Raw genomic sequence first — 12,994 nt, 5'->3', positions numbered from 1 at the left:
CGTTCAGATCTTCACGACGATCTTCTTCTTCCACAGCACGAAGCTGGGGATGAAGCACAGCGCGACATACGCGCAGGCATAGAACAGCGACGTCAGTTCGGTCGAGCCCCAATGCGCGAAGACCGTCCGGTACACCCATTCGCCGATCCCCTGGCCCTGCGGCATGACATGAATGTCCCACAGGATTTCCGAACCGAACTCCGAGACGCAATAGGCCACGATCGCATTCGATCCGAAGATGATCGACAGCATCATGAATCCCCGCACGGCGGCGGACAGGCGATAGACCTGCCGGACGTCGATCAGGATAAAGAGCGCGTAGAGCGCCATGATGTCGATGCCGGCGCACAGCAAGACGAAGCTGCTGGACCAGATATTCTTGTTGAACGGAAAGAAGGCATTCACGACGAAGGACAGCACGAAGAGTCCCGCCCCGCCCAGGGCCCAGCGCCGCACGACCGGCGCGTCCGGATTCCGCGACGCCGCCTTCATCACCAGGCCCGAGACGATTCCGATCAGCACCGTGCAGAGCGCGGGAAAGGTGCTGAGAATGCCTTCCGGGTCGCGATAGATGCGATAGAGATGCCCGAAATGGAACCATTTCCGGCAGAAATCGTTGAAGGCGCGATCCATCCAGGCGACGATATTGTTGCGATCATCCAGATAGGCGACATCGACCCCCGGCATGCCGATGCCCGGAATGGGCACGAACCGCAGCAGCACCCAGTACAGCACCAGAATCGTCGCGACGATACCGCAAAGGACACGGATGTCGCGTACCTTCAGAAACAACGTCCCGCAGATCAGATAGCAGACGGCGAAACGCGTCAGAACGCCCAGAACCCTCAGATTCGCGAAGTCGAAATGCGGGAACAGGGCAAGAAGGATGTCGATCCCGAACAGAATCAGCGACCGCCGGACGATGCCGGCCAGAAGTTCGCCCGACGGCACGCCACGGTCGATCCGGCTGCCCAGCGAGAACGGAATCACGCAGCCCATGATGAACATGAAACTGGGAAAGACCAGGTCGGTCGGCGTCCAGCCGTTCCATTCGGCATGCCGCAAGGGGGCATAGACATGGGCCCAGTCGCCGGGATCGTTGACCAGGATCATGAAGGCGATCGTCAGTCCCCGCAGGATATCCACCGACATGATGCGGGTTTTTTGGATTTCATAAGGCTTTTCGATTAATGGCTGGTCCACCATGTTCTCCTGCTGCTGGATCGGCGACAATTCGGTGCTCAGAAGCCGCTGGAAATCGAGACGAAGGCCGAGAACGGCGCACCGACCAGGTAGATCGGGCTGGACCCCTCGACCACGGTGCCGCGCAGGCCCGTCACGCTCCGGGCGTTGGCCGTCGTGCTGCCGGCCATGGCCAGGTAATGGTTGTCGCCGATATTGACCAGGTTGAGCTGGATCTGCGGATGCCTGGCCGGACCGATCGACCTGAAGCGATAGCCCAAGGTCAGGTCCGACGTCACATAGGACGGAATGCTTTCATCGTTCATGAACGTCGTGTACTGGGAATCGATATAGCGCAAATTGAAGTTTCCAAACATCCGCCCGTCGTCATATTGCAGGCCGATCGCCCCGGTGAATTTCGGACTGCCGACCGATATCTTTCCCTGCGTGGGCAGGATTTCCGTCCCGACGTCGAAATTATTGTCCATCGTCGAATGCAGGTACTGGCCCGACAGATAGGGGCTGAAATGGTGCCAGTACCCCAGGCCGAATTCAGCCTGGACGCCGCGCGACGTTTCGCCGCCCGCGTTGATCGGCTCCGCCACCACCGACGTCGTCCCCGGAATATAGCCCGACGACGAGATATTGTGATTGGTGATGTTCAGGTTGAACGCCGAGATCGAGACATTATAGAACCCGGTATGGCGATAGCCGATTTCCTCGCCGATCGAATATTCCGGCTTCAGCGCGCCGACCGTCGCGATCTGTCCATAATTGGGATCGTAATCGGGGACATAGGCTTCGGTCGAGACCGGCGCGCGAAACGAGGTCGTGCCGTTGATATAGACCTGGTCGTGCGGCGTCAGGCGATAGGTCGCATAGAATTGCGGCAGCGGTTCGAAGTAATTATGCCCGGTCTTCCATGGCTGCGCGCCGGGCACGTTGTTGGTGCCTTCGCGGTACAGCATCACCGCCTTGAACCCGCCGCTGAGTTCCAGCCTGTCATGCAGCAGCTTCAGCGTGTCGGCCAGATAAAGGGCGTTCTGCTGCTGCCAGAAATTCAGGTTGTCGCCGCTCAGGATCTGGCTGTTCGGAAAGCGGATCGGGCTCAGCCCATAGCCCGCGACAGGATTGCCCTGGTCGTTCACCAGGTCCCACTGATAGCGTTCGGTATGGCTGGTATAGGAATACCACCAGCCGAAGGTCAGGGTATTGTCGCCATGCGTCCAGCGGATATTGGAATTGATGGCCCCGTTCTTCTGCTTCCACGGGTCGTCCAGCATCGCCGTCGCCACGCCATCGGTGGCATAGGGCAGGTTCAGCGCCGGATAGGCCGATCCCGGCACCCCATATTGCACGTTGCCGAAATATCCCCCCGCCAGCGGAATGGTCTCGCCCCCATAGGACGGGCCGGATTCCTGGACGTAATAGGGGGTCAGGTTCAGTTCCAGCTCATGCGACAGCACGAATTTCATCGGAACGATGACGTTCAGCAGGTTCGTGTTGTTCTGCGAGAATCGGTAATAACTGACATCGCCCGGCGTATATCGGCCGTCCAGGTTGAAGCTGGTGCCGTACTGCTTCCATTGCTGCAGGGTCGGGTTCAGCATCCCGTTGGCGAACTGGCGGGTGTAGCCGAAGATGAACTTGACGCTGCTGCCCTGGCCCCAGTCCTTCACGAACTTGGAATCGACGTGATAGCGGAACTGGTCGCCCGGCCCGCGCCAGTTGTTCGACGCGGTATAGGAAAACGACGCGAAGCCGCGAATGCCGCTATTGCCGATGTCGCCGGTATTGAAGCGGACGAATTCCTTGTTCGCGCTGTGGGTGCCGCCCATCAGGTCGATATAGCCGCCCATCTTGTGCGCCGGGTCCAGCTCGAAGGTCGAGATCTGGCCGCCCACCGCGTTGATCAGCGGCGCATCGATGTCCGGCGAGCCCTGCGAGACGGTGACGGACCCGATATTTTCATTGTCCACCAGGGTCGAGGTGAAAGGCCCGTAATTGATCGGGTCGGATTCCGGCGCACCCTCGAACAGAAAGCCGATCTGCGTCTGCGTCAGGCCGCGCATGGTCATCGTATCGCCGCCGGTCATGCCCAGCGGATCGACCTTGGCCGACACCACGCCGGGCAGGCTGGCGACCATGTTCGCGATCGTGGTGGTCGGCGTCTGCTTGGCGATATAATCGCGCGTCAGGCCACTTTGCGACCGCGGGGCATGCTCGATCGGCATCAGGCCGCCGCCGGGGGTCGTGTTGGTCACGCCATTGGAACTATAGGTCCCGGCGGTGACCGATACCGTTTCGGCCTCCTGCCCCTGCGGCAGGACCGACATTCCGGTGACCGATGTTCCGGTGACCGAGGTCCCCCCAGCGCCGGCGTCGCCGCCCACCGGACGATGGGCGGAGTCGGACCGGGACTGGGACTGGGACTGGACCAGGTCCTGCGCCAGGACCGCGCCCGATCCGAGGACCGAAACCGAGAACATGACCGTCGTCACGCAAAGCGCGGTCTTGAGCGTCAGGGCCATTGCGAAGCATCCCGTACTATGCGGTTGTTCTGGATAATTATGCCGGATCGACCACGTCCTTCCGTGCAATACTGCACAAAGGACGCGCTATGCTGTTTCCACGGGGGAAACCGCGAATTCGTTACGAATTAAATACGGGATGATTTAGTTCTGCAATAAAAATAAAGTCGCCACAAATTTTTTTGCGGCCCGAGCCGACATCGAAACGGACGCCCCGATATCCGGGATTCCGGCCGCTTCCGGCGGAACGGACCAGGCCGGGAACTTCTCCATAAAATCGATATCTTTCGTCATCGAAAGATCCCCGGATGCGGCCCCGGACCGGATCGGACCAGGCAGGACGACGGAAACCCCATTGACCCGATGATGGTTTGCTGATCGAAATAAGTCACGTCGCCGGATCAATCGCATCACCGGTCCGGCGACGTCACGACTGCGATCCGGTTTTCCCGTGGCCCCTCCCGACGCGCGCCGGTTTCCGGCGATGCGCGGGGCTGGCGCGGCATCGATCCGGGGCCATGCCCCCCTGCCTTTCCTCCCAAGGACCATCGCCATGCTCCGATTCCCGTTCCGCACGATGTGCGCGGCCCTGCTGGCCGCCACGGCCTGCTCCCCCCTCGCGCCAGCCCAGGCGGCGCCGGCGCTGCTGCCCCGCCCGGCGGCGGTGGAGGCCGGACAAGGCGCGTTCGCGCTGACGGGGCCGGTCACGATCGTCGCCCCCGCCGGGGACGAGGCCGCGCGGTTCGCGGCCACGTGGCTGTCGCACGCCCTGCATGACGCGACGGGCGGCCGCTTCGCCGTCGGCGCGGCCGGCACGGCGGGCCGGACCATCGTCCTGGAACGCGCGGCGGTGCCGGGTCTGCCGGCCGAGGGCTATGTCCTGACGGTGGCCCCCGCCGGCATCCGCATCACGGCATCCGACGAGGCCGGCCTGTTCTACGGCGCCGTCACCTTAGCACAGATGCCGGGGGCGCAGATGCCTGGGGCACAGATGCCCGGGACGCAGACGCCCGGCGCCGGCGGCGCCATCGCCGCCGTGCGGATCCGCGACTGGCCGCGCCTGTCCTGGCGCGGCGCGATGCTGGATTCCGCCCGGCATTTTCAGACGCCCGACGCCATCCGCGCCCTGCTGGACGCCATGGCGGCGTTGAAGCTGAACACGCTGCACTGGCACCTGACGGACGACCAGGGGTGGCGGCTGGAAATCCGGCGCTATCCCAGGCTGACCGCGGTCGGCGGGTGGCGGCGGTCGCCGGTGTCGGGCCCCCGGGGCGACGGCGCGCCCTATGGCGGATTCTACAGCCAGGCAGAGGTCCGGGCCATCGTCGCCTACGCCGCCGCGCGCCATATCACCATCGTCCCGGAAATCGAGATGCCGGGCCACGCCCGCGCGGCCATCGCCGCCTATCCCGAATTGGGCGTGACCGGCCGCGACCCCGGCGTCGCGACCGATTACGGCGTCCTGCCCTGGCTGTACAATGTCGACGACCACACGATGCAGTTCGTCCGCGATGTCCTCGACGAAGTCATGGAATTGTTCCCCTCGACCTTCATCCACCTGGGCGGGGACGAAGCCATCAAGGACCAGTGGCGGGCGTCGCCTGCCGTGCAGGCCCGCCTGCACGCCCTGGGCCTGCGTGGCGAGGAGCAACTGGAAAGCTGGTTCATCGAGCAGGGCGGCCGCTACCTGGCCGCCCACGGCCGCCGCATGATCGGGTGGGACGAGATCCTGCGCGGCGGCTTGCCGCCTTCGGCCTCGGTCATGTCGTGGCACGGGGTCGACGGCGCGCTGGCCGCCGCGCGCGCCGGCCATGACGCCGTCGTCGCGCCCGAGCACCTGGTCTATCTCGACTTCCTGCAGGGCGGACCGGCCGACCGCCTGTCCGGCGGGCGCTACCAGCCTGAAGCCATCGCCGGAATCACGGGCTTCGACCCCGCGCCGGCCAGCCTGGCGCCCGAGGTGTCACGGCATATCATCGGGGTCGAGGCGCCGATCTGGACCGAATACCTGACCGACGGGCATGCGGTGCAACAGGCCGCCTTCCCCCGGCTGGACGCGGTGGCCGAGGCCGGCTGGACACCCCAGGCCCTGCGCGCGCCCGCCGATTTCACCGCACGGCTGGCCGTCGAGGTGCTGCGCCAGAAGGCCGCCGGCCTGCCGGTGTCCGACGCCCCCTTCGCGGTCGCGCTGACGGCCCGCCCCGCTCCGGCGGCATCGGGCGGCGCGGCCGCGATCGTGACGATGACCACGCAGAGCGGCTATGGCGCCATCCGCTACACCACGGACGGCAGCCTCCCGACCGCGTCCTCGGTGCTCTATACCCATCCGGTCCATGTCGGGCTGCAGGCCCCGGTGACGGCGGCGACCTTCCTGCCGGATCGCCGGATGCTGGCCGCGCCCACCACGATCCGGGCCGCGGACGCCATCTGGACGCGGCAGAGCGACGCGCTGACCGCCTGCCCCGGCGGCGAATATTCGGTACGGATCCCGCGCACGCCCGATGCGGCATCCAATACCGCGTCGTCGCGCTTCTTCTCGATCGACCCGAACACCGCCTGCTGGGCGTGGCGGGCCGCGCCGTCCGGCGCCACGCAGGTCGCCGTGACCGTCGTGCCGATGGCGTGGTCCTTCATGCAGCCGGGCGAAAAGGCGGCCATCCGCCGCTACCCGGTGTCCGAGCCCGACGGCGTCGTCATCGTGCGCGGCGCGGGCTGCACCGGGCCCGACCTGGCGCGGCTGCCTCTGCCCCCGATGACGGCAGGCGGCCCCGCGGTCACCGCCCGGGGCAGCCTGCCCGCCGACGGCGGCACGCCGCGCGACCTGTGCGTCATCACCGCGTCGCGCCATCCCGGCGCCCCCTACGCGGCCGTCGCCGACATCACGCTGTCGGGGACGCCGCAGGGGGCGCTGTCGGGGGCCGCGGGCCGATAGCGGGGCAGGGATCCGGGGCGGGTCCGGGGCGGGCCGTCCGGCGATCGCCGTCGCGGCATGTCCCCGCCTACCGGTCCAGGCCGAACAGGAATTTCTGCGCCGCCAGGCTGGCGGCGCCGCTGGCGAAACCATCCTTCTGCGCGTCACGCAGATAGAGCGTCGCCTGCCCGTCCGGCCGGCGCATGACATGGGCCTCGACCGTCTGCTGCACCATCGCCCCGAACACCTCCCCTTTCAGGGCGGTATCGAGCATGATGACCACGTGGCTGGGATCGAACATCTGGATCAACTGCGCAATGGCAATGCCCAGCGCCGATGCGGCACGATGCAGGATGGCCAGGGCCTCCGGCCGGCCGGTCTGGGCCATCTGCGCCAGTTCGGCGATATCGCAGGGCAGGCCCGCCTGCCGCGCGGCCGCCCGGATCGCCTGCAGGGTCGCCACGGTCTCCAGGCATCCCCGCTTGCCGCACCGGCACGGCATCGCGCCGATGGCGCCGCCGTCCAGCACGACCGGCGCATGCGAAATTTCGCCCGCTCCGCCGTTATGGCCGCGATGCAGCCGCCCATCGACGATATGCGCGCAGCCGATGCCGTCGCCCACCGCGACCATGCTGAAATCGGGACAGTCCCGCATGATGCCGAACAGATGCTCGCCCAGGATCAGGGCATTCGCATCGTTTTCGATATAGGCTGGGATGTCGCACAATGTCGCCAGATGACCGACGATGTCGACATTGCTCCATCCCAGCGCCGTCGAATACAGGCAGGTGGTACGATCGCGCGAGACGAATCCCGGCAGGGCGACGCCGATCCCCGATATCGGTCCAACCGGCCGCCCGGCGCGGGACACCAGGCCCGGCAACGCCTCGACCAGTTCGGCCAGGCAGTGTTCATGGTCGCGGCGCCGGGGCAGTTCCATCCGGGCCAGCGTCGCGCCATGCAGGTCGGTCAGCAGCAGGATGGTGGGATCGGCCTGCAGGGAGATCCCGACGAAACAGGCGGCATCCGCCTCCAGTCCCAGCAGGACCGAGGGCCGCCCCTGCCCGAACACCAGTTCGCGTTCGCCCAGGATTCCCCGGCCGATCAGTTCCTTGGTCAATATGGAAATGCTCGCCTTGCTCAGGCCGGTAACCCCCGCAAGCCCGGTGCGGCTCATGGTGCCGGCCCGGCTGATCGCGGCCAGGATCTGATACTGCGCCGGTGTGAACATGGATGCCCGCCTGTCCTGTCGTCGGCACTTATTTCGATTCATAAACAATAAAACTGTCAATAGCGTATTTCTCTGACGAAGTGGCTCCGCCATTGGTCGCAGGGGAATGAGCCGGACCCCGGCGGCGTCAATACGCGTTTTTTCCCATTGGAACAGATGTCCAGGATTCCATAGAATTCGGCATCATATTCAAAAAGGAACGGCGGTCATTGACGACGCTGCAGCGCGCCCGCGGACGGTACCGGCTGTCAGCGCGATCTCGTGACGGGCGGACATGCCTGGCTGAACTGGAGCAAGGGGGATGTTGCCGCCTGCTGTTCCCGAAGCGGGCGATTGCGGCGCTCGAGGCCGTCACGGTCAATATTTCCGGTGGCCTTGCGGCCGGGGATCGGATCGAAGGATGGCTGGAATGCGGGCCGGACACGGATTGCCTGGTCACGTCACAGGCTGCCGAGCGGGTCTATCGGGCCCGGGCGGATGATCCCCCCGCGATGGTGGCGTTGAACTGCACCGTCGGGGCGCATGCCCGGTTGGAGTGGCTGCCGCACGGGACGATTTTCTTCGACGGCTGTCGATTGCGGCGGCGCATGACCGTGGAAATGGATGCTTCTTCCAGTTTTCTTTTCCTGGAATATCGGCTCCTGGGCCGGATCGGATCGGGCGAGGCATTGCACCGGCTGGATGTGCACGATCGTCTTTCGGTCAGAAGAAATGGACGTCCCGTCCTGGAAGACAGGATGCGCCTGGAAAGCGGGGACGTCTCGGCGCTCCTGGCGCGCGGCGCGGTAACGGGCGGGCGGGCGGCAATCGCGACCCTGGTCCTGATCGCCGCCGATGCCGAAGCGCGCGTCGCGCAGGTGCGCCACCGTCTTGGTGCCGGCATCGGGGGCGATTTTGCCTGTTCCGCCTGGAACGGCGTGCTGGTGGTGCGCGGCATTGCCCGCCAGGGGCGGGAACTGGAGGCCAGGGTGCGGCATCTGCTGCCCGCCTTGCGGGACCACCGGCCGATGCCGGCGACCTGGCAGTCTTGAGCATGCAGACGCAAAGCCGGCGGGCCTTGCGAAACGGAGGATCGGGCGGGGCATGAAACTGACGCCGCGTGAAAAGGACAAATTGCTGATCGCCATGGCGGCGATCGTGGCCCGCCGGCGCCTGGAGCGCGGCGTGCCGCGCGGCCCGAGGGGCTGGAGGAGATGGTACGGGCCGGAGCATGCTGCCTGAAACTGCACGAGGACTGGGGATCGACCCCGGCGGCGATCGATTGCTGCCTGGGGGTGGCCGATCGCATGGACGTGCAGGTGATGATCCATACCGACACGCTGAACGAAAGCGGGTTCGTCGAGGACACGATCGCCGCCTTCAAGGGACGCACGATCCATGCCTTCCACACCGAGGGCGCGGGCGGAGGGCATGCGCCCGATATCATCCGCGTGGCCGGCCTGCCGAACGTGCTGCCGTCCTCGACCAACCCGACGCGTCCGTTTACGGTCAACACGCTGGACGAGCATCTGGACATGCTCATGGTCTGCCATCATCTGGACCAGAAGGTGCCCGAGGACATCGCCTTCGCCGAAAGCACGCGCGATCCATCGAATGTCGTAAACGAGCAGGTATCGGCACGGGAATCGAGCAGATTATCTATATAGACAGACGCTTCCCAGTGGCCTTGGGCGGGCGTCAGCGTCAGGCGCATGCCAAGCGCCCCGACTTTGGCCACGCGCCCATTGGGATCGCCCAGGGCCTCGAGAAAATCATCTTTCCAAGTATAGCTTGTCTGAAAAGCCGCCCGGTATCGGCTGTTTAACAGCTTGCGGATAAAATCCGTGTTGATGAGCGCGTCTTTCCGCAACCGCACATCGCCCGGCATCGCGACGACGGTGTCGACGCCCTTGACCAGATCATCGGTATCGAGTGGGTCGGTAATAGAACCGTGCCGCACTTCCAGACCGGACGATTGCTGCCGCAGTTTTGCGGGCGTGCACACCAGCGCCCTCACGTGGTGCCCTTCACCCAAGGCTTCCGCGATGAAGTGCTGGCCGGTGCCGCCCGTGGCGCCGAGCAGGAGAAATGTCGCCTGCCGTTCCATGTTCTCTGTCCCATCGTGTTATCGTCATGTTCCGGAGGCCGCTTCGAAATACGTGCCGGTTTCCATATCGGAAAGCAGACCCGGCCGGTTCGGCACCCATCCCAACGCTTGCCGCGTCGTCTTGCTTGTTGCCGGATTGTCGGCGCCGCAGAACGGCGCGAGCCACCCGAAGCGCTTTTGCGCCGCGCGTTTCGTCAGGCTTTCCGTCGGGATGCCCAGCCTGCGCGCGATCACCCCCGCGATATCGGCAAAGGCGATCCCTTCTTCCGCCACGCTATGATAGCAAGCGCCCGCATCGCCGCATTCCAGGGCGAGCCGGAACAGATGCGCTGCGTCGTCGCGATGCACGGCGCACCAGCGATTGCGCCCGTCGCCGACATAATCGGCTGAACCCGCCTTGCGCGCGGCCTTGATGATCTGCGGAACCAGGCCCTTGTCCCCATTGCCATGCACCGACGGCGGCAGTCTCATGATCATCGCCTTGACGCCACGGTCCGCCCACCCGCGAACCGTAGTCTCGGTGGCCGCCCGTGCGGCTCCGGGAGAGCGCGGATCGGGCGGATCCGCCTCCGTCATGCCGCCGCCCGGTGCCAGCCCCATTGTGCCGAACGCAGCGATGAACGGGCGCCCGGAACCTCTCAAGGCGCCTGCCATCGCGTCAATCGCTCCACGGTCCACCTGGGTCATCTCGGCCATGAACCGCGCGACGATACCATTCGGCAAACCGCCGCCGAAAACACGCACGCGCTGCCGCCAGTCGAGCTGCCCGGGTCCATGGATAAAGGCCAGATGAATAACGCCGTCGGCTTTCGATGCCGCGGCAGCAAGGCTGTCCGTGTTGGTCAACGCCCCGCGATGAACGTCTACCCCGGCGGCGACCAGCGATTTCGCAGTCTCGGCAGATCGCGCAAGACCAATGACGGCATGTCCTGCGTCCTGCAGTTCACGTACAACGGCGCGGCCGATAAATCCATTGGCTCCGGTTATAAAAATCCGCATATCATCACCCCTCCGCAGCACCAGGCCGAACCCGGTCGCAGGTCTATCTTTACCACCGCCCCGCAAGCCCGTAGATAATCGAAACTCCTGAAGCGATTATCGAGCGTCCAGAATGGGTGTGCCTCCCGAGATCGACCCCCTCTCGCGGACCATCGCGTTGCTCAAGCCTCGCGTTCTGGCGTGGCGCGTGATTGAGGCGCATGGCGCATGGGCAATTTCGCTCCCCGCGAACCCAGTGATTTCATTCGGGCAGGTTATCGCAGGCAATCCGACGATTGCGATCGGCAACGCCCACACTGCGTCCCTGTCGCCCGGCGACCTCGCCTTTCTGGGGACGACGGAGCCATGGGTGATCGAGACCGGCCCGCACCCGCGCCCGATTGATTTCATGACGGCCATCGCCGAACCTGCACGCCTGTTGCAGACCAACGATCCATCGCCGGTCGTGACGCGCTTCGTGGCCGGAGCGTTCGTTCTGGAGGCGCCCAATACGGCGCTGGTCGCCGATCTGATCCCGCCCTTGCTGCCGGTCTTGCACAATGACGTGGCGGCCGAACGCCTTGGCACGCTTTTGCGTCTGGTTGGTGAGGAATCGACCGCCGACCGGCCGGGTCGCAGCCTCATCCTTGATCGGCTGATCGAAATCATTCTCGTCGAGACGCTGCGCACCCGTCCCGATGCTTTGCCGGATCATGCCCAGCGCCTGCTGATGGCGCTCGACGATCAGAAGCTTGCCCGCGCGCTGCAGGTCATCCACGGCGAGGCGTCGCCGCCCTGGACGGTGGAACGCCTCGCCCGCTATGCTGGCATGTCCCGATCGGCATTTGCCGATCGTTTTGCCAGGACGCTCGGCATGAGCCCGATCAGGTATGCCGCGCAATGGCGCATCCATCAGGCCCGCTCGATGCTTGCCTCCCGTGACATGTCGATCGCGCAGATCGCCCAACAGGCGGGCTTTCAATCGGTCAGTGCCTTCAGTACTGCGTTTAGCCGCTCGACCGGATTATCGCCCACGGCGTATGCGCGCAGCCTGCGAATGGCGCACTGACCCTGACAGCTAGAGTATCCGTTGTGATCAAGCGACTTTTGGGTTCCAAGTTCGATCATCGCGGAGCAGGGCGTTTGCGATGACGACGAGCCTGCGCATGATAGCGGTGATGGCGATCTTGGCGAGTTTCCCCGTAGCCTCGGCGAAGCGACGAGCCTGTCGCGGATTGACCTTGGCGAAGGGCAGGCCGGCCTGCTCAAGGCGCCGCTCCAGATCCCGATGATAGGGGCCGGTCGCCTCGAACACGATCCGTGCCACGACCTGCTTGCCGAGCCAGCGCAACAGGGCGGTGTGCCCACTGCGGGCGTTGAGGAAGCGCCATGTCTCCCCGCCCGGATAAAGCGCCACATCGAGATGAACCTTGGAGATGTCGATCCCGATCGTGATCGCCTGACCGGGTATTTGTATCTTGGAATCAGCGTCGGCCTGCGTCATCTTTTCCATGTCCTATGCTTGTCATCCGGGGCGTGATCCCCGGGTATCCGTTCAGGGCACAAGGAAAAGAAGGGGCGGCCACACTCTAAGTATTCAATGCCGGGATTTGATGGTGCAATCTTTTCGCGAGCATGGAAGGAAGCAAGTTCGCCTATGTCGAACTTCATCAGCAAGCGGACAAAATAGTTGCGCGGGGGGACCGTCTCGATGCTCTGCGCTTCGCCCCGCTATGGAAAACGGAAAATGGCGGGGCCGTGCGCCGGGCGAGGGGCCGGAGCAGCCGGATGAACCGCACTCGCCACTGGCGAAACTGCACCTCGCGCACGCGGTGTGAATCTTCGAAACGGGACAGGCACCATTCCTGATCGTTTCGGGCAGCAGCGTCCACCCGGCGTATATCCGCTGCATCGAGGCATACGAAATGCGTCGGCGCCTGATCGCCTTCTGTCATGTCTCCCGGGATCGAATCGTTCTCGAACCCTATGCCCGCCATACCATCACAAACCTGCGAAACGCCGCGCGCGCCTTCGATATATTGCGCTCCCCCGCCGGTAAGCCCGCGTTGATCATA

At 64.8% G+C, this 12,994-nt stretch carries 10 protein-coding genes and 3 pseudogenes; 6 read left to right on the top strand and 7 right to left on the bottom strand.

Features of this window, described 5'->3' with window-relative positions; translation table 11 throughout:
* Nucleotides 1-3: 3 nt before the first annotated feature.
* From AAC691_RS13185 to AAC691_RS13175, 3 genes are all read right to left on the bottom strand, one after another.
* Nucleotides 4-1,152: a DUF5009 domain-containing protein gene (locus AAC691_RS13185; RefSeq protein ID WP_176640302.1), complete on the bottom strand. Its 1,149-nt coding sequence runs from the start codon at nucleotides 1,150-1,152 to the stop codon at nucleotides 4-6.
* Nucleotides 1,153-1,241: 89 nt separating this feature from the next.
* Complete coding sequence (locus AAC691_RS13180; protein ID WP_342627226.1) at nucleotides 1,242-3,713, bottom strand: TonB-dependent receptor; 2,472 nt, start codon at nucleotides 3,711-3,713, stop codon at nucleotides 1,242-1,244.
* A gap of 144 nt (nucleotides 3,714-3,857) precedes the next feature.
* Entirely contained in the window at nucleotides 3,858-4,007 is a 150-nt protein-coding gene (locus AAC691_RS13175; RefSeq protein WP_342627225.1) for a hypothetical protein, read from the bottom strand.
* Between the two features lie 259 nt (nucleotides 4,008-4,266).
* On the opposite strand from AAC691_RS13175, the gene AAC691_RS13170 reads away from it, so the two are divergent.
* The gene (locus AAC691_RS13170) at nucleotides 4,267-6,645 is read left to right on the top strand and encodes a family 20 glycosylhydrolase (RefSeq protein WP_342627224.1); all 2,379 of its coding nucleotides are present in this window, start codon (nucleotides 4,267-4,269) and stop codon (nucleotides 6,643-6,645) included.
* A gap of 67 nt (nucleotides 6,646-6,712) precedes the next feature.
* Here the strand turns inward: AAC691_RS13170 and AAC691_RS13165 are convergent, their stop codons facing one another.
* A complete protein-coding gene (locus AAC691_RS13165; protein ID WP_342627223.1) occupies nucleotides 6,713-7,855 on the bottom strand; it encodes an ROK family transcriptional regulator in 1,143 nt (380 codons plus the stop codon).
* A 209-nt stretch (nucleotides 7,856-8,064) separates the two neighbouring features.
* Between AAC691_RS13165 and AAC691_RS13160 the strand changes: the two genes are divergently transcribed.
* The 3 genes and pseudogenes from AAC691_RS13160 to AAC691_RS13150 all read left to right on the top strand — a co-directional run.
* Nucleotides 8,065-8,886: an urease accessory protein UreD gene (locus AAC691_RS13160; protein ID WP_342627222.1), complete on the top strand. Its 822-nt coding sequence runs from the start codon at nucleotides 8,065-8,067 to the stop codon at nucleotides 8,884-8,886.
* A 52-nt stretch (nucleotides 8,887-8,938) separates the two neighbouring features.
* A pseudogene (locus tag AAC691_RS13155) lies at nucleotides 8,939-9,022 on the top strand (urease subunit gamma); the annotation flags it as partial.
* Nucleotides 9,010-9,468: pseudogene (locus AAC691_RS13150) on the top strand (amidohydrolase family protein); the annotation flags it as partial. The pseudogenes AAC691_RS13155 and AAC691_RS13150, both read left to right, overlap by 13 nt.
* Here AAC691_RS13150 and AAC691_RS13145 read toward each other — a convergent pair.
* Complete coding sequence (locus tag AAC691_RS13145; protein WP_342627221.1) at nucleotides 9,387-9,941, bottom strand: NAD(P)H-binding protein; 555 nt, start codon at nucleotides 9,939-9,941, stop codon at nucleotides 9,387-9,389. The pseudogene AAC691_RS13150 and the gene AAC691_RS13145 sit on opposite strands and share 82 nt — an antisense overlap.
* A 24-nt stretch (nucleotides 9,942-9,965) precedes the next feature.
* Nucleotides 9,966-10,940, bottom strand: coding sequence for an SDR family oxidoreductase (locus AAC691_RS13140; protein ID WP_342627220.1), 975 nt, complete (start codon nucleotides 10,938-10,940; stop codon nucleotides 9,966-9,968).
* A 112-nt stretch (nucleotides 10,941-11,052) separates the two neighbouring features.
* On the opposite strand from AAC691_RS13140, the gene AAC691_RS13135 reads away from it, so the two are divergent.
* Nucleotides 11,053-11,988 carry an AraC family transcriptional regulator gene (locus AAC691_RS13135; RefSeq protein ID WP_342627219.1) on the top strand — a complete coding sequence of 312 codons (936 nt, stop codon included), beginning with the start codon at nucleotides 11,053-11,055 and terminating at the stop codon, nucleotides 11,986-11,988.
* Between the two features lie 27 nt (nucleotides 11,989-12,015).
* Here the strand turns inward: AAC691_RS13135 and AAC691_RS13130 are convergent, their stop codons facing one another.
* On the bottom strand, nucleotides 12,016-12,432 hold the full coding sequence (locus AAC691_RS13130; RefSeq protein ID WP_342627218.1) for a transposase: 417 nt from the start codon (nucleotides 12,430-12,432) through the stop codon (nucleotides 12,016-12,018).
* 325 nt (nucleotides 12,433-12,757) lie between these two features.
* Here AAC691_RS13130 and AAC691_RS22350 point away from each other — a divergent pair.
* Nucleotides 12,758-12,991, top strand: a pseudogene (locus tag AAC691_RS22350) (ElyC/SanA/YdcF family protein); the annotation flags it as partial.
* Between the last annotated feature and the right edge of the window lie 3 nt (nucleotides 12,992-12,994).

The organism is Nguyenibacter vanlangensis, assembly GCF_038719015.1.
Taxonomy (GTDB): Bacteria; Pseudomonadota; Alphaproteobacteria; order Acetobacterales; family Acetobacteraceae; genus Gluconacetobacter; species Gluconacetobacter vanlangensis.
This window is presented reverse-complemented; position numbering and strand designations above follow the sequence as displayed.

Excerpts from the sequence above, each read along its gene's own strand:
- AAC691_RS13165 (WP_342627223.1), bottom strand. The coding sequence starts at position 7,855 with ATGTTCACACCGGCGCAGTATCAGATCCTGGCCGCGATCAGCCGGGCC.
- AAC691_RS13140 (WP_342627220.1), bottom strand. The coding sequence starts at position 10,940 with ATGCGGATTTTTATAACCGGAGCCAATGGATTTATCGGCCGCGCCGTT.
- AAC691_RS13175 (WP_342627225.1), bottom strand. The coding sequence starts at position 4,007 with ATGACGAAAGATATCGATTTTATGGAGAAGTTCCCGGCCTGGTCCGTT.
- AAC691_RS13135 (WP_342627219.1), top strand. The coding sequence starts at position 11,053 with ATGGGTGTGCCTCCCGAGATCGACCCCCTCTCGCGGACCATCGCGTTG.
- AAC691_RS13185 (WP_176640302.1), bottom strand. The coding sequence starts at position 1,152 with ATGTCGGTGGATATCCTGCGGGGACTGACGATCGCCTTCATGATCCTG.
- AAC691_RS13180 (WP_342627226.1), bottom strand. The coding sequence starts at position 3,713 with ATGGCCCTGACGCTCAAGACCGCGCTTTGCGTGACGACGGTCATGTTC.
- AAC691_RS13170 (WP_342627224.1), top strand. The coding sequence starts at position 4,267 with ATGCTCCGATTCCCGTTCCGCACGATGTGCGCGGCCCTGCTGGCCGCC.
- AAC691_RS13145 (WP_342627221.1), bottom strand. The coding sequence starts at position 9,941 with ATGGAACGGCAGGCGACATTTCTCCTGCTCGGCGCCACGGGCGGCACC.
- AAC691_RS13130 (WP_342627218.1), bottom strand. The coding sequence starts at position 12,432 with ATGGAAAAGATGACGCAGGCCGACGCTGATTCCAAGATACAAATACCC.